Below are 15,629 nucleotides of genomic sequence, written 5' to 3' on the forward strand. Positions count from 1 at the left end.
AGGCACCGGCTAGCTGGCGGTAACAGCCAGGTAGCTGGCCGCCAGGAGCAGTACGACGGCGCCGATCGCCACCCAGCGGACAGTGACGGTAGCGGCGGTGCTGGAAGCCTCGCCGGCGGCGAGCTGGCCGCCTTCCACCAGCTCATGCCACCGCGCCCGCACCAGCATGGCGGCCTGGCCGGAGTCCGTGGTCTTCAGATCGCCCGGACGGACCGACTTGCCGGGGCCGTAGCTCGTTGCCGGCAGGCCGTGGAGGTCTTCCGGGCGGGCGTGGCGGCCGCCCCAGATGCCGGGAGCGGGCGCGGCCCAGGACGTATAGCTCTTCTCGGCGGTGACCAGCGTCAGTGCAAAGCGGGTATCGACGTGCACCAGCGCGGCCCACGGCACTTCAATCGAGCGGAACGGATTTTCCAGGGTGACGCCGGCGTCGTGGACCACAACGGACGGCATCCAGAACAGTTGCCAGCCCATGAAGGCGATGAAGGCCAGCGGGGCGATGCCGCCCAGCGCTCCCGGGCCTGCCATGACGACCGTGGCCACGACACCGAACGCGGCCACCGCCCAGGACAGCCACGCGAACCATTTGTTGGTTCGTGCTTTGAAGACTTCAACTTTTCCGGCGTGCGCAGAGCCCATGCCCCCAATAATTCAGTATTCCGAGCCGCAGCACTAATCCCCGGTGCACCGGCGGCCCGGGCGGAAGGATAGCCCATCATGACTGACTTCATCACCCTCGATCCGCCGGCGTCACCCGCCCCTGGCAAAGGCCAAACCGTCCTGGAGGTCCGGGATCTCAGCGTGGATTTCGGTGTGGACAAGAAATGGGTCCCCGCCGCGATCGGCCTGAACTACGAGGTCCGGGCCGGCGAAGTGCTCGCCATCGTGGGGGAGTCCGGGTCCGGAAAGAGCGCCAGTTCAATGGCGCTGCTGGGCCTGCTGCCCAGTAACAGCCGCGTGAGCGGAAGTGTCAAGCTCGGCGGCCGTGAGCTGCTGGGAAGCAACGAGGCCAATATCCGCGCAGTGCGCGGCAAGGATGTCGCCGTGATCTTCCAGGAGCCGATGACGGCCTTGAACCCCGTGTACACCGTCGGGGCGCAGATCGTGGAAACTGTGCGTCTGCACAATGAGGTATCCCCGGAAGAAGCCCGACTCCGCGCCCTGCGCATGCTGGATCTTGTCGAACTGCCCGACCCAGAGAAGGCCTTCCGGTCCTACCCCCACCAGCTTTCCGGCGGCCAGCGCCAGCGTGCCATGATCGCCCAATCGCTCTCCTGCGACCCGAAGCTGCTCATTGCCGATGAGCCGACCACGGCCCTCGACGTGACCGTCCAGGCCGAAATCCTGGACCTCATGCGCAACCTGCGGAACAAACTGGACAGTGCCATTGTGCTCATCACCCACGACATGGGGGTGGTGGCTGACCTCGCCGACCGGATCGCCGTCATGCGTAAGGGCTTCATCGTCGAGACCGGGACGGCGGCGCAGATCTTCCACAACCCCCAACACGAGTACACCAAGGCGCTGCTGGCCGCGGTCCCGCACCTGGGCCAGGGTGGCGCGGATTCCGCGGCGGACGTGGACGTCACCGCCGCCCTCGCCGCCGCGACCCACGTCGAGATCCTCTCCATTCCGGAAGACGAGCTGATCCGGCGGGAGCGCGAGAATGCCGCCGCCCTGGCCGCGGCCGAGGCGGCCAAGCCGAAGGGCGAGCCGGTCCTGGAGCTCAGCGATGTCGCCATCGAGTACCCGAAGCAGGGCAGGGTGCCGGCCTTCCGCGCCGTAGAGGGGGCCAACCTGGTCATCTATCCCGGACAGGTGGTCGGCCTGGTCGGTGAGTCGGGTTCCGGCAAGACCACCATCGGCCGGGCCGCCGTAGGTCTGCTACCCGTGGCGGCCGGCACCATGCGCGTGGTCGGGCAGGACATTTCCGCCGCCAAGCAGAACGGCCGCCAGCTCCGCGAGATGCGCCGGCATGTGGGCATGGTGTTCCAGGATCCGTCGTCGTCCCTGAACCCCAGGCTGCCCATCGGGGAAAGCATCGGGGAGCCGATGTTCCTGGCACGGGCCGCGAAGGGCGCCGAACTGCAGCACCGGATCGAGGCGCTGCTGGACCAGGTCGAGCTGCCGCGGGACTACCGCAACCGGTACCCGCACGAACTCTCCGGCGGGCAGAAGCAGCGCGTGGGGATCGCGCGTGCCCTCTCGCTCAAGCCCAAGCTGATGGTCGCCGACGAGCCCACTTCCGCCCTCGACGTCTCCGTCCAGGCCAAGGTGCTCGACCTCTTCCAGAACCTGCAGAAGGAACTGGGGTTCGCCTGCCTCTTCGTCACGCATGACCTCGCAGTGGTGGACGTGCTCGCTGACCGGATCTGCGTCATGCAGCGCGGCAGAATCGTGGAGCAGGGGACCCGGGACCAGATCCTCCGCAACCCCCAGGAGCCCTACACCCAGCGGCTCCTGGCGGCCGTTCCGCTGCCGGATCCGGACAAGCAACGCGAGCGTCGCGAGCTGCGTGCGCAGCTGCTGTCCGGGGCCAGCTGAGGTGTGCCCCGGGGCGAACTGAGGTGTGCCCCGGGGCGAACTGAGGTGTGCCCCGGGGGCGAAAAACCGCCAGATTCCAGTTAAGCGCGGGTAACCCGGGTCACACGGCGGGCAAATAGTACCAGCCAGTAGCGTGTGACTTGAAATACACCGCGCTTGACGTTAACCGTCATGAGATTGTCGGATCACGGTTTGGCAACGGAGTTCCAACATTTGGACATTTAAGGGCTAGGCTACTTCCATATGTAGGCCACGTCACAGGGGATACCCCTGTGCCTGCTTACGGGGAAGCATAAGTTTTTCCCTCACGAACTCCCACAACTCATAGGAGGCGGAATGCGTTTTTCGCGCACTTCCAAAGCACTGGGCATGGTGGCTATCGCCGCCCTCGCCCTGACCGGATGCGGTGCCAGCGGCTCTGCAACCGGTAGCGGCAGTACCGGCGGAGACACCAGCAAGGTGATCCTCGCCGACGGCTCCGAACCCCAGCGTCCCCTTATGCCTGCCGACACCAACGAAGTTGGCGGCGGCAAGGTCATCGACATGATCTTCGCGGGCCTGGTCAGCTACGATCCCAGCGGCAAGCCGGTCAACGAGCTCGCCGAGTCCATCGAGGGCAAGGACGGCCAGCACTTCACCATCAAGATCAAGAAGGACCAGAAGTTTACGAACGGCGAGGCCATCACGGCCAAGTCCTTCGTCGACTCCTGGAACTTCGGCGCCGCAGCCAAGAACGCCCAGCTCAGCGGTGGTTTCTTCGAAAGCATCAAGGGCTACGACGAAGCCAGCAAAGAAGGCTCCACCGTCGAGACCATGTCCGGCCTGAAGGTCGTTGACGACCAGACCTTCACCGTTGAACTGAAGCAGCCGGAATCTGACTGGCCGCTTCGCCTCGGCTACACCGCATTTGTTCCGGTTCCCTCCGGCGCACTGAAGGACCCGAAGGGCTTCGGCGAGAAGCCGGTCGGCAACGGGCCGTACAAGATGGCCGACGGCGGCTGGCAGCACAACGTGGAGATCCAGCTGGTCCCGAACCCGGATTACAACGGCCCGCGCAAGGCCAAGAACGCCGGCGTGACCTTCAAGATCTTCCAGAACGACGACTCCGCTTACCAGTCTCTGCTGAGCAACGAGCTGGACATCCTCCAGACCATCCCCACCAGCGCTCTGAAGAACTTCAAGTCTGACCTCGGCGACCGCACCATCAACAAGCCGTACGCCGGCAACCAGACCATCGCCATCCCGGAATACCTCCCGGAATGGAGCGGCGAGGCCGGCAAGCTCCGCCGCCAGGCCATCTCCATGGCCATCAACCGCGAAGAGATCACCAAGGTGATCTTCAACGGCGCACGCCAGCCCGCCAAGGACTTCACGGCTCCGGTGCTTGACGGCTACAGCGACTCGATCGCCGGTTCCGACAACCTCAAGTTCGATGCCGCCAAGGCCAAGGAAGCCTGGACCAAGGCTGACGCGATCCAGAAGTGGGACGCCAACAAGACCTTCACCATTGCCTACAACGCCGACAAGGGCGGACACAAGGCGTGGGTTGAGGCAGTGGTAAACCAGCTCAAGAACACGCTCGGCATCAAGGTTGAAGGCAAGCCGTACGCCACCTTCAAGGAAGCCCGCAACGACGCCACCGCCAAGACCCTCACCGGCTCCATCCGTGCCGGCTGGCAGGCAGACTACCCGTCGCTGTACAACTTCCTCGGCCCGATCTACAAGACCGGCGCCGGCTCCAACGACGCCAACTACGCCAACCCGACGTTCGACAAGGCCGTCTCTGACGGCCTGAACGCCGCGTCGGTCAGCGACGGCAACAAGGCCATGAACAAGGCCCAGGAGATCCTCCTGACGGACCTGCCGGCCATCCCCTTGTGGTACCAGGTTGCCCAGGGCGGCTGGAGCGACAAGGTCACCAACGTTGACTACGGCTGGGACGGCGTCCCGCTGTACTACAACGTAACCGGTAAGTAACAACAAAACGACGGCGGGGGCCGCCCATACTGGGGCCTCCGCCGTCGTCGTGTTTTCCCACCATTTATTTTCTTGATGCCCGGCTCTTCGGGCGAACTTTTCGCAGCCCTGCCGCCGTGACTGAACCGGCGCCGGCCTGCATCCATAGTGAAAAGGTTCTTTGATGAACAACTCCGCCGCATCCCTGGACAGGATGCCTGCCAACGAGGGTGTGACTCGCTGATGTCGACATACATCCTCAAGCGTTTCCTGCAACTGATTCCCGTCTTTCTGGGCGCAACACTGCTGGTCTACTTCCTGGTCTTCAGCCTGCCCGGCGACCCCATCGTGGCACTGTTCGGCGACAAGCCGGTGAACGAGGCCGTGGCAGCCAAGCTGCGGGCGCAGTACCACCTGGACCAGCCGTTCTGGATGCAATACCTGCTTTACCTCAAGAGCATCTTCACGTTCGACCTCGGCCAGGACTTCTCCGGACGCCCCATCGCCGCCGTGCTCGGCGAGGTCTTCCCCGTCACGGCCCGGCTGGCCATCATGGCGCTGATCTTCGAGGCAGTTTTCGGCATCGTCTTCGGCCTCATCGCCGGCCTGCGCAAAGGCAAGTTCTTTGACGCCACGGTCCTGGTCGCGTCCCTGGTAGTGATCGGCATCCCGATCTTCGTCCTGGGCTTCCTGCTGCAGTTCACCATCGGCGTCCAGCTGGGCTGGGCCAAGCCGACCGTCAGCTCCGCCGCGACCGTCCAGGACCTCATCCTGCCGGCGATCGTGCTGGGACTGGGATCGTTCGCCTATGTCCTGCGCCTGACCCGTACGTCCGTCATCGAAAACATGAACGCCGACTACGTCCGCACCGCCACCGCCAAGGGCCTCTCCCGGTTCCAGGTGGTCCGCGTCCACATCCTGCGCAACTCCCTGATTCCCGTCATTACCTTCCTGGGCGCCGACCTCGGTGCCCTGATGGGCGGCGCAATCGTCACGGAAGGAATCTTCAACGTTCCGGGCGTCGGCAACCGGCTCTACCGGGCCGTGCTGTCCGGCGAAGGGCCCACGGTGGTCTCGATCGTTACCGTCCTGGTGCTGATCTACTGCCTCTCCAACCTGCTCGTTGACCTGCTTTACGGCTGGCTTGACCCGAGGATCCGTTATGACTCCTGATAACACCACCACCGCACGGCACGCCGATTCCCGCCGCCCGGCCCGCCGGACCGAGCACTTCGTGGCCGATGTCTCCGAGACCCCGCTTCAGGTGACGGACCGGGTCAAGGACGAAGCCGCACCACTGAGCCTGTGGGGCGAGGCCTGGAAGAACCTGCGCAAGCAGCCGCTCTTCATCATCTCCGCACTCCTGATCCTTGTGGTCGTGGCGGTCTCCCTCTTCCCCGGGCTGTTCTCGCCGATCGACCCGACCTCGGAGGCGTGCCAGCTGGCCAACTCCGACGCCGGCCCCGCCGCGGGCCACCCGCTGGGCTTCACCCAGCAGGGCTGCGACGTCTACGCCCGCGTCATCTTCGGCACCCGCTCCTCGGTGACGGTTGGCCTTTTGACCACCATCGGAGTGCTGCTGATCGGTGGCATCATGGGTGCCGTGGCGGGCTACTACGGCGGCTGGATCGATTCCGTCCTGGCCCGCATCAATGACATCTTCTTCGCCCTGCCGCTGATCCTGGGCGCGATCGTGCTCATGCAGCTGCCGATGTTCCGGACGAACAAGACAGTCTGGACGCTGGTGCTCATCCTGATCGTCTTCGGCTGGCCCCAAATCGCGCGCATCACCCGTGGCGCCGTCATAGAGGTCCGCAACGCCGACTTCGTCACGGCCGCCCGGTCACTCGGCGTCTCGAAGTTCGGCGCACTCATGCGCCACGTCCTGCCGAACTCGCTGGCCCCGATCATTGTCGTGGCCACCATTTCCCTGGGCACGTTCATCGTGGCCGAATCCACACTGTCCTTCCTTGGCATCGGGCTGCCGCCCAGCGTCATGTCCTGGGGCAACGACATCCAGGCGGCGCAGGCCTCGCTTCGGTCCAACCCGATGCCGCTGCTCTACCCGGCAATCGCGCTGTCCATCACCGTCCTGAGCTTCATCATGCTGGGCGATGCCCTGCGTGATGCCCTCGATCCCAAAGCCCGCAAGCGATGAAAGGGGACACCATGAGCGCCTCTGTTGACTTCCAGGAAGCTGAGTACGCCACCGAGCGCCCGCTGCTTGAAATCAGGAACCTGGCCATCGGGTTCACCACCAGCAACGGCGAGGTCAACGCCGTCCGCAACGCCCACCTCACCGTCATGCCGGGCGAAACCGTGGCAATTGTGGGCGAGTCGGGCTCCGGTAAGTCCACCACCGCGCTGGCCGCAATCGGTCTGCTCCCGGGCAACGGGCGCGTCGCGGCAGGCCAGATCCTGTTTGATGGCGAGGACATCTCCAACGCCAGCGAAAAGCGGATGATTGAACTCCGGGGCAACAGCATCGGCATGGTCCCGCAGGACCCGATGTCCAACCTCAACCCGGTGTGGAAGATCGGCGACCAGGTCCGCGAGACACTGAAGGCCAACGGCCTCCCGAGCGGCCCCGACGACGTCGCAAAGGTCCTGTCCCAGGCCGGGCTGCCCGACGCTGGCAGCCGCGCCAAGCAGTACCCCCACGAGTTCTCCGGCGGCATGCGCCAGCGCGCGCTGATCGCGATCGGGCTCGCCTGCCAGCCGCGGCTGCTGATCGCGGACGAGCCGACGTCGGCGCTCGACGTCACCGTGCAGCGCCAGATCCTCGATCACCTGGACAAGATGACCACGGAACTGGGCACCGCGGTGCTGCTGATCACGCACGACCTCGGCCTCGCCGCCGAGCGCGCCGACCAGGTAGTGGTCATGTACCGCGGCCAGGTCGTCGAGTCCGGGCCCTCACTGGAGCTGCTGCAGAACCCGCAGCACCCGTACACCCAGCGGCTGGTCGCCTCGGCGCCGTCGCTGGCGTCCCGGCGCATCCAGGCCGCCAAGGAACTGGGCGTGGAGACCGACGACATGCTCGCCCCGAGCGAGACCGGTGTGGTTGAGCCGTCCAAGACGGACGAGGTCCTGCAGATCCAGAACCTGCGGAAGGTCTTCAAGCTGCGCTCGGGCCTGGGCAAGTCCACGGATTTCACCGCCGTCGACGACGTCTCCTTCAGCGTCAAGCGGGGAACCACGACGGCGATCGTGGGGGAGTCGGGATCCGGCAAGTCCACGGTGGCGCAGATGGTACTGAACCTCTTGGCGCCGACCTCCGGCAAGATCATCTTCGACGGCGTGGACACCTCCACGCTAAACAGCAAGGATCTCTTCGCCTTCCGGCGCCGGGTACAGCCGATCTTCCAGGATCCGTACGGTTCGCTGGACCCGATGTACAACATCTTCAGGACCATCGAGGAGCCGCTGCGGACCCACAAGATCGGGGACAAGGCGAGCCGCGAGAAGAAGGTGCGGGAACTGCTGGATCAGGTGGCGCTGCCGCAGTCCACCATGCAGCGGTACCCGAATGAGCTCTCCGGTGGCCAGCGCCAGCGCGTCGCGATCGCCCGCGCCCTGGCACTGGACCCCGAAGTGATCATCTGCGACGAGGCCGTCTCGGCACTGGATGTGCTGGTGCAGGCGCAGGTGCTGAACCTGCTCGCCGAACTGCAGTCCCGGCTCGTCCTGACCTACCTGTTCATCACCCACGACCTCGCGGTGGTCCGGCAGATCGCGGACCACGTGTGCGTCATGGAGAAGGGCAAGCTGGTGGAGACGGGCTCAACGGACGACGTCTTCGAGTCACCGCAGCAGGACTACACCCGGGCGCTGCTCAACGCCATCCCCGGCGCGGGCCTCATGCTGCCGCCGGAAGTGGAAGTAGCCTGAGCGGCCGCTTTCCGTAGGGCTTGAACAAGTCCGCCGCTGGCAGCAAAGGAGCCGGTGTCCGCCCGTTGGGGCGGGCACCGGCTCCTTTGCTTTGGCGCTAGGTGCGCCCGCCCTGCGGGGCGCTAGCGGGACAAACCGGCGAGCATGTCCGGGTCTGCGTAGTCGAGCCCCAGTGACTCCAGCCGCTGGCCGAAAACGGCGCCCAGGACCGCGTGGCCCTGCCGGTTCAGGTGAACCCCGTCCGCCATTGAACCCGTGAGGTTGTACCGGGTGAGCCAGTCGCCCGCGCTGACAAACGTCAGCCCGTGCCGGTCCGCCACCTTGCCCAGGAGTGTGTCCACTTCGGAGCGGCGTCCACCACCGTAGTGGGCACCCCGCGCGAGCGTTCCGACCATGATCACCCGGGCCGCGGGATAGCGCTGCTGGATGCTGGCGATCAGCCGCTCGGCGTTGGCGACGATCTGCGCGTTCGAGGCCCCGCGCGCGGCGTCGTTCCCGCCGCCTTCGATCACCACGAGGGGAGGGGTGCCGTACGGGAGTTTCCAGTCGCCGCGCTGGAGCGCGTCAATGTAGTTGCCGGTTTTGCCGTTCGACGCCACGTAACCGGTGCCGCCCCGGCCGCAGAAGAAGACTTTGTACCCGGCGGCGGCCAGACCCTGCCTGGGCCAGCCAAAAGACGGTTCCGACTGTGAGTCGCCAATTAACACGGCGACGTTGCTGGTGTCCTTGACGATGACCTCGTTGCGGCCGTTGGCAGGATTGCGGTAGATCGAGCCGCCCGGCAGATCGGCGGGGTCGATGGCGGACCCGATGCGCGTCTCCGCCGCGGACCCTGCAGCAACCGGCACGCCGGCCCCGTTGGCCGCTCCGGCCTGGCTGGCGGTCAGTGGCGCGCCCGCAGAACCCGCGTCAGAATATCCGCCGTCGGAAGAGTCCACATTGGAAGACCCTGCGTCGTTCGCAGATGAAAAAGAGGCCGTCCCGCAGCCGCCAAGAACTACGCCTACGGCGATCATCGTTGCGACAAAGCTGGACAGGGCCGAGGCGTTTCGCATGTATGACTCCGGGCTTGCTTGCTGCTATCAGAGCAATGATGGTGCATGGGCGCCGGAAAATCCAGTGATTTTACTCACAGGTAATAAACCACTTCCGTGCGCCCGTCCTGCTCCGGCGACGGTGCGGTGGCCGGCCGCCGGTTCGCATTTTAGGCCAATAAATGACCTAGCGTTTAGAATGGTAGAAGGTGCCCTGTGCCAAAGGGACTTATCCGTCGTGCGTTCCGGTTGGAAATGTCGCGATACAACAGCTGACTTCACCACTGAATCGAGCAATAACGCATGTCTGAAACCACCACCAACACCGCGGTAGCCACTGCATCGCGCAGTGACCTGCGCAACGTCGCGATTGTGGCCCACGTTGACCACGGCAAGACCACGCTGGTCGACGCCATGCTCAAGCAGACCAACTCCTTTGCCGCGCACAACCACCTCGAAGACCGGGTCATGGACTCCGGTGACCTCGAGCGTGAAAAGGGCATCACCATCCTGGCCAAGAACACCACCGTGGCCTACAACGGACCGTCCTCCAAGGGCGAGACCATCACCATCAACGTCATCGACACCCCCGGCCACGCCGACTTCGGTGGCGAGGTCGAGCGCGGCCTGTCCATGGTCGACGGCGTCGTCCTCCTCGTCGATGCCTCTGAGGGCCCGCTGCCCCAGACCCGCTTCGTGCTGCGCAAGGCCCTCGCCGCGCACCTTCCGGTGATCCTCCTGGTCAACAAGACCGACCGCCCCGACGCGCGGATCGAAGAAGTCGTCCACGAGTCCATGGACCTGCTCCTGGGCCTGGCCTCCGACCTCGCCGACGAAGTTCCGGACCTCGACCTGGACAAGATCCTCAACGTTCCGGTTGTTTACGCCGCCGCCAAGGTTGGCCGCGCGTCCCTCGAGCAGCCGGCCGACGGTTCGGCTCCCGACAACGAGGACCTCGAGCCGCTCTTCCAGGCCATCATCGAGCACATCCCGGCACCGACCTACAACCCGAACGGTGTCCTGCAGGCCCACGTCACCAACCTCGACGCCTCCCCGTTCCTCGGCCGCCTCGCGCTGCTGCGTATCTACAACGGCACTCTGCGCAAGGGCCAGACCGTCGCCTGGGCACGTGCCAACGGCGAAATGAAGAGCGTCAAGATCACCGAACTGCTGGCCACCAAGGCCCTGGACCGCGTTCCCGCAGAGTCCGCCGGCCCCGGTGAGATTGTCGCCGTCGCCGGTATCGAGGAGATCACCATCGGTGAGACCCTGACCGATGTCGACAACCCGCAGCCGCTGCCGCTGATCACTGTTGACGATCCGGCCATCTCCATGACCATCGGTATCAACACCTCGCCGCTGGCCGGCCGGGTCAAGGGCGCCAAGGTCACGGCCCGCCAGGTCAAGGACCGCCTGGACAAGGAACTGATCGGTAACGTCTCCATCAAGGTGCTCCCGACCGAGCGCCCGGATGCCTGGGAAGTCCAGGGCCGTGGCGAGCTCGCGCTGGCCATCCTGGTTGAGCAGATGCGCCGCGAAGGCTTCGAACTGACCGTCGGCAAGCCGCAGGTTGTCACCAAGACCGTCGACGGCAAGGTCCACGAGCCGATGGAGCACATGACCATCGACGTGCCCGAAGAGTACCTGGGCGCCGTCACTCAGCTGATGGCCGCCCGCAAGGGCCGCATGACGAACATGGCGAACCACGGCACCGGCTGGTGCCGCATGGAGTTCATCGTTCCGGCCCGTGGCCTGATCGGGTTCCGCACCAAGTTCCTCACGGACACCCGCGGCGCCGGCATCGCAGCGTCCATCTCCGAGGGCTACGAGCCCTGGGCCGGCCCGATCGAGTACCGCACCAACGGTTCGATGATCGCCGACCGCGCCGGTGTTGTGACCCCGTTCGCCATGATCAACCTGCAGGAACGCGGCTCCTTCTTCGTCAAGCCCACCTCCGAGGTCTACGAAGGCCAGATCGTCGGCGAGAACTCCCGCGCCGACGACATGGACGTCAACATCACCAAGGAAAAGAAGCTCACCAACATGCGTGCAGCCTCCTCGGACACCTTCGAGAACCTGACGCCCCCGCGCGACCTGACCCTCGAAGAGTCCCTCGAATTCGCCCGCGAAGACGAGTGCGTCGAGGTTACGCCGGAGTCCATCCGCATCCGGAAGCTCATCCTGGACGTCAACCAGCGCGCCAAGTCCAACCGCGCCCGCGCCAAGGTCTGATCCCGGCTCCGGGCTTCGGCTGAAACGTGACTAAGAGAGCTGCCGGTACGGCAGGCGGTATTGCCGCCGCCGTGCCGGCAGCTCTTTTTGTTGCCCTCGCAGGCACGGCCCTGCATCGGCACGATCTTGTCCTGGGCGGTGTGGACGTCCCGTGGGGCGCTGTCGCGGCGCTCGTGCTGCTGGGCTCGGTCCAGCTCTGGCTCGGGGCGGCGTTCCGTTCAGTCGTCCCGACGGCGGTGTGCGGAGTCCTGTGTTACGCGCTGACCGGTTGGTGGTCCACCCTGGAAACAGGCAAGCGCCTGGTCATCGGCGACACCTCGGGCAATATCTGGGTCTTCGGCATCGCAGGCATCACCCTGGCCATGCTCGCCTGGTGCCGGCGGTACCGGCGGCCGCCCGGCTAGGACCCGCCCGCCCCCACGCGGGGGACATGCTCATTTTTCGTTCGCTCGAGTGGGCACCATGGCATTATGTCCGCCGCAGGGCTGGTGCGCGGGACATGTCCAGTTCTCATGGTTGGGCCTGTTCGGCACTACCCCCTGGTCGCGGGACATGCTCATTGTTCGTTCGCTCGAGTGAGCACCATGGAATTGTGTCCGCCGCAGGGCCGGTGCGCGGGACATGTCCAGTCCTCGCCCCGGGCCTGCTGCGGCCCTGGCCGGCCAGAGCGGTTGGGTTGTCCACATAGCGCGGGATGCGACTATGCGGGCGCAGCCTGCGGCTCCACCATGGGTAGATGGCCAACATCCTCGAGGTGCTCTCGCATTACGACGGCGTCGCCCGCGCCAAATATATTGCCGCGGCGGGGGTCTCTGATTCTCAGCTCAAGTCGGCGATGGCCGCGGGATCGGTGTCCCGGGTAGCCCGCGGCGTCTATGCCTTGCCCGGTGCGGACGCGCAGCTGATCTCCATTCGCTCGCTTCCGGCGGAGCCGGCGTGCATCACCGCGGCCCACTTCAGCGGACTGTGGGTTCTCCAGACCCCAACCCAGCCGCATGTAGCCCTCACCCACAGCAGGCACTACCAGGGCTTCGTCTGCCACCGAGGCTCCGTGCCGCCGACGCTCCTGGACACGGTCATCCAATGCTTGCGCTGCTTGCCCGAACCAGACGGGCTAATCATCGCCGAATCAGCCGTGGTGCTGAAGGGACTCCCGCTGGGTTCGCTGCGTCAGCGGCTCGATGGCCGGAATGACTCCCGGGAGCGCCGGATCGTATCGGCGATCGTCCCACAGTCGCAGTCGGTCATTGAGTGCCTGGCCCGGTTCCTTCTGCGGCGGGCCGGCTTCCACGTTGAATCGCAGGTAAACGTTCCGGGCATGGGACACCTGGACCTGATGGTCGATGGCCGCCTCGGCATAGAGGCTGACGGGGCCGGGTTCCACATGGACAGGACGAGTTTCGAGGAAGACCGGCGGCGTTGGAACGTCACAACGCGCCGGGGAATCCCGACACTGATCGTGACCTACCAGCTGCTGAGGGACCATCCTGAGGATTTCATCACCATGGTCCGGGAAGCGCTGAACAGGCTGTCTGCCGCCGCCTAGAGTCAGGCCCGAATTCCCAAATTTCGTGCGTCCTTGCACCGCGCACTTGGGCAGTGATCCTGCTCTTCGCCCCCAGCACCGTGATCCTGCGCTTCGCCCCCTGCGCTGCGATCCCGCGCTTCCCGGTTGCACCGTGATCCCGCACTGCGCCCAGTCTCGACTGGACATGTCCATTCCTCCGTCGATTCACCACTGGACATGTCCCGCGCTGCCTGGCGCTGATGTGCATAACGGTGAAATGTCCATCGCCGGTAGCGAGGGGAGGGTATGTCCATTGGTCGCGGGGGTGGCGGGTGGGCATGTGCGCGGCTGGAAAGCGGGGGAGGGTATGTCCAGTGGACGCGGGGGTTGCGAGTGGGCATCTGCACGACTGGCAGCAAAGGGTGGGCATGTCCACTGGTGGCGTGCGGGGGAGGGCATGTCCACTGGTCGCCCGCGCACACCCGCGACCACCGGGCACCCGGGCCCGCGTTGCTCAGGGGCCCTGCACGCGGCGGGCGCGGCGCGGCGGGGGCGGCGGGACTTCCTTGGCCGCTACTACGAGGGGGAGGGCGATGACGACGTCGGAGTGGCGGGTGCGGACGGTGCACACGCCGTCGGCGCGTTCCACGAGCTCGCCAAGGGCATCCGTCAGTCCTCCGTCGATCCTGTACCGGACCACAACACGCGTGCCGAGCGGGGCGCCGGAGAGGAACTGCTGGGGTAGAGGCAAGGGCGAGCTCATCTGATCATAGTAAGACGCGGAGCATGTATGACGTCCCGCTAGGTTCGCGGGAACAGGCTGGGAGATAATAGGCTCGGAAGTCAGCAGCCCGGCGCTCAGGCCGGGAAACCATCCGGCCGTTCGCCGGAACCAACGTGGAGAGGCCAGGGACGTGACGTACGTAATCGCGCAGCCGTGTGTAGATGTTAAAGACAAGGCATGCATTGAGGAGTGCCCCGTCGATTGCATCTACGAGGGTGAGCGTTCCCTGTACATCCACCCCGACGAGTGCGTGGACTGCGGTGCCTGCGAGCCGGTCTGCCCCGTGGAGGCGATCTACTACGAGGACGACACCCCCGAAGAGTGGGCCGACTACTACAAGGCCAACGTCGAGTTCTTCGACGAACTCGGTTCCCCGGGCGGCGCGGCGAAGGTCGGGAACACCCACACCGACCACCCCATGATCGCCGCCCTGCCGCCGCAGAACCAAGACAACTAGGACGGCGCTACGGTGACATCCGCGGTGCGCACCTTCGGCCTGAGCCTGCCCGACTACCCGTGGGAGGCCATGGCGCCGTATCTCGCCACGGCAGCCCGGCATGAGGCAGGAGCCGTCAACCTTTCCATCGGAACCCCGGTGGACCCGACGCCGGCTCTCATCCAGGACGCGCTGCGCGCCGCCGCGAACGCCCCCGGCTATCCCACCGTCCACGGGACGCCGGCCCTGCGGGAAGCCATCGCCGGCTGGTTTGCGCGCCGGCGCGGCGTGCCCGGGCTCGATCCGCGGGATGTGATGCCGACGGTGGGTTCCAAGGAACTCGTCGCGTGGCTGCCGTTCCTGCTCGGCCTGAAACCGGGCGACGTCGTCGTCCGCCCCACGGTCGCGTACCCCACCTATGACATCGGTGCCACCCTGGCGGGTGCGGAGCAGATCGCCGCCGACGACCTCGACGAGCTCGACGCCGGCACCCGGGCCCGCGTGCGCCTGGTCTGGGTCAACTCACCAGCCAACCCCACCGGCAGCGTCCGGGACATCGCATCGCTGCGGCGGATCGTCCGGCAAGCCCGCGAGCTCGGCGCCGTCGTCGCGTCCGACGAATGCTACGCCGAACTCGGCTGGGGGGAGTGGGACGTCCAGCGCGGCGGCGCTCCCGTCCCCAGCATCCTGGACCCAGAGGTCGCAGAGGGTTCCCACGAAGGCCTGCTTGCCGTTTACTCGCTGAGCAAACAGTCCAACGTGGCCGGGTACCGGGCCGCATTCGTCGCCGGCGACCCGGTGATGATGGCGAATCTGGTCAACAGCCGCAAGCACGCCGGAATGATTGTTCCCTATCCGGTCCAGGAAGCCATGCGGGTGGCCCTCGGCGACGACGCCCACGTCCGGGCCCAGAAAGACCTGTACAGGGGCCGGCGGGAACGGATCGTGCCCGCGCTGGAGGCGTTCGGCCTGACAATCCATGAGTCCGGGGCTGGCCTATATCTGTGGGCCACCGCCGGCGAGGCGACGTGGAACACCGTGGGCCGGCTCGCGGACCGCGGGATCGTCGTCGGCCCAGGGGTATTCTACGGCGACGCCGGCAACGGGTTCATCCGGGTGGCGCTGACCGCCAGCGACGAGAGGATCGACGCAGCGGTATCGCGGCTGGCCCCGGAAGCGTAACAATGCTGTGACGCGTGCCACATGTGGCGCGTTTTCGGCGCTTTGGACGCCTCCCGGATTAGTACC

At 65.8% G+C, this 15,629-nt stretch carries 13 protein-coding genes; 10 read left to right on the top strand and 3 right to left on the bottom strand.

The window, feature by feature from the left end:
- Positions 1–9 precede the first annotated feature (9 nt).
- A complete protein-coding gene (locus M2428_RS00830; RefSeq protein WP_277522616.1) occupies positions 10–636 on the bottom strand; it encodes a PH domain-containing protein in 627 nt (208 codons plus the stop codon).
- Between the two features lie 78 nt (positions 637–714).
- Here M2428_RS00830 and M2428_RS00835 point away from each other — a divergent pair, with 78 nt between their 5' ends.
- The 5 genes from M2428_RS00835 (at position 715) to M2428_RS00855 (ending at position 8,388) form a co-directional block, all read left to right on the top strand.
- A complete protein-coding gene (locus M2428_RS00835) occupies positions 715–2,541 on the top strand; it encodes an ABC transporter ATP-binding protein (RefSeq protein ID WP_277522618.1) in 1,827 nt (608 codons plus the stop codon).
- Between the two features lie 336 nt (positions 2,542–2,877).
- Positions 2,878–4,518 carry an ABC transporter substrate-binding protein gene (locus M2428_RS00840; RefSeq protein ID WP_277522619.1) on the top strand — a complete coding sequence of 547 codons (1,641 nt, stop codon included), beginning with the start codon at positions 2,878–2,880 and terminating at the stop codon, positions 4,516–4,518.
- A gap of 222 nt (positions 4,519–4,740) precedes the next feature.
- Complete coding sequence (locus M2428_RS00845; protein ID WP_277522621.1) at positions 4,741–5,670, top strand: ABC transporter permease; 930 nt, start codon at positions 4,741–4,743, stop codon at positions 5,668–5,670.
- The gene (locus tag M2428_RS00850; RefSeq protein ID WP_277522622.1) at positions 5,660–6,655 is read left to right on the top strand and encodes an ABC transporter permease; all 996 of its coding nucleotides are present in this window, start codon (positions 5,660–5,662) and stop codon (positions 6,653–6,655) included. Before M2428_RS00845 ends, M2428_RS00850 begins: the two co-directional genes overlap by 11 nt.
- 11 nt (positions 6,656–6,666) lie before the next feature.
- A complete protein-coding gene (locus M2428_RS00855; protein ID WP_277522624.1) occupies positions 6,667–8,388 on the top strand; it encodes an ABC transporter ATP-binding protein in 1,722 nt (573 codons plus the stop codon).
- Positions 8,389–8,510: 122 nt separating this feature from the next.
- Here the strand turns inward: M2428_RS00855 and M2428_RS00860 are convergent, their stop codons facing one another.
- The gene (locus M2428_RS00860) at positions 8,511–9,443 is read right to left on the bottom strand and encodes an SGNH/GDSL hydrolase family protein (protein WP_277522626.1); all 933 of its coding nucleotides are present in this window, start codon (positions 9,441–9,443) and stop codon (positions 8,511–8,513) included.
- A 282-nt stretch (positions 9,444–9,725) separates the two neighbouring features.
- Here M2428_RS00860 and typA point away from each other — a divergent pair, with 282 nt between their 5' ends.
- The 3 genes from typA to M2428_RS00875 all read left to right on the top strand — a co-directional run bounded on the left by typA (position 9,726) and on the right by M2428_RS00875 (position 13,200).
- Positions 9,726–11,654: a translational GTPase TypA gene (gene typA / locus M2428_RS00865; protein WP_277522627.1), complete on the top strand. Its 1,929-nt coding sequence runs from the start codon at positions 9,726–9,728 to the stop codon at positions 11,652–11,654.
- A 26-nt stretch (positions 11,655–11,680) separates the two neighbouring features.
- Positions 11,681–12,058, top strand: a complete 378-nt coding sequence (locus M2428_RS00870) for a hypothetical protein (protein ID WP_277522629.1) — start codon at positions 11,681–11,683, stop codon at positions 12,056–12,058.
- Positions 12,059–12,390: 332 nt separating this feature from the next.
- Positions 12,391–13,200 (top strand): type IV toxin-antitoxin system AbiEi family antitoxin domain-containing protein, encoded by an 810-nt coding sequence (locus M2428_RS00875; protein WP_277522632.1) that lies wholly within the window; start codon positions 12,391–12,393, stop codon positions 13,198–13,200.
- Positions 13,201–13,675: 475 nt separating this feature from the next.
- Here the strand turns inward: M2428_RS00875 and M2428_RS00880 are convergent, their stop codons facing one another.
- Positions 13,676–13,924 (bottom strand): hypothetical protein, encoded by a 249-nt coding sequence (locus M2428_RS00880; protein WP_277522634.1) that lies wholly within the window; start codon positions 13,922–13,924, stop codon positions 13,676–13,678.
- Between the two features lie 151 nt (positions 13,925–14,075).
- Here M2428_RS00880 and fdxA point away from each other — a divergent pair, with 151 nt between their 5' ends.
- Positions 14,076–14,402, top strand: coding sequence for a ferredoxin (fdxA, locus tag M2428_RS00885; RefSeq protein ID WP_026266493.1), 327 nt, complete (start codon positions 14,076–14,078; stop codon positions 14,400–14,402).
- Positions 14,403–14,414: 12 nt separating this feature from the next.
- On the top strand, positions 14,415–15,563 hold the full coding sequence (gene dapC, locus M2428_RS00890) for a succinyldiaminopimelate transaminase (RefSeq protein ID WP_277522637.1): 1,149 nt from the start codon (positions 14,415–14,417) through the stop codon (positions 15,561–15,563).
- Positions 15,564–15,629: the final 66 nt, after the last annotated feature.

Source organism: Arthrobacter sp. ES3-54 (assembly GCF_029504395.1).
Classification (GTDB): domain Bacteria; phylum Actinomycetota; class Actinomycetes; order Actinomycetales; family Micrococcaceae; genus Arthrobacter.

Excerpts from the sequence above, each read along its gene's own strand:
- M2428_RS00880 (WP_277522634.1), bottom strand. The coding sequence starts at position 13,924 with ATGAGCTCGCCCTTGCCTCTACCCCAGCAGTTCCTCTCCGGCGCCCCG.
- M2428_RS00850 (WP_277522622.1), top strand. The coding sequence starts at position 5,660 with ATGACTCCTGATAACACCACCACCGCACGGCACGCCGATTCCCGCCGC.
- M2428_RS00835 (WP_277522618.1), top strand. The coding sequence starts at position 715 with ATGACTGACTTCATCACCCTCGATCCGCCGGCGTCACCCGCCCCTGGC.
- M2428_RS00860 (WP_277522626.1), bottom strand. The coding sequence starts at position 9,443 with ATGCGAAACGCCTCGGCCCTGTCCAGCTTTGTCGCAACGATGATCGCC.
- M2428_RS00845 (WP_277522621.1), top strand. The coding sequence starts at position 4,741 with ATGTCGACATACATCCTCAAGCGTTTCCTGCAACTGATTCCCGTCTTT.
- typA (WP_277522627.1), top strand. The coding sequence starts at position 9,726 with ATGTCTGAAACCACCACCAACACCGCGGTAGCCACTGCATCGCGCAGT.
- M2428_RS00875 (WP_277522632.1), top strand. The coding sequence starts at position 12,391 with ATGGCCAACATCCTCGAGGTGCTCTCGCATTACGACGGCGTCGCCCGC.
- M2428_RS00840 (WP_277522619.1), top strand. The coding sequence starts at position 2,878 with ATGCGTTTTTCGCGCACTTCCAAAGCACTGGGCATGGTGGCTATCGCC.
- M2428_RS00855 (WP_277522624.1), top strand. The coding sequence starts at position 6,667 with ATGAGCGCCTCTGTTGACTTCCAGGAAGCTGAGTACGCCACCGAGCGC.
- M2428_RS00830 (WP_277522616.1), bottom strand. The coding sequence starts at position 636 with ATGGGCTCTGCGCACGCCGGAAAAGTTGAAGTCTTCAAAGCACGAACC.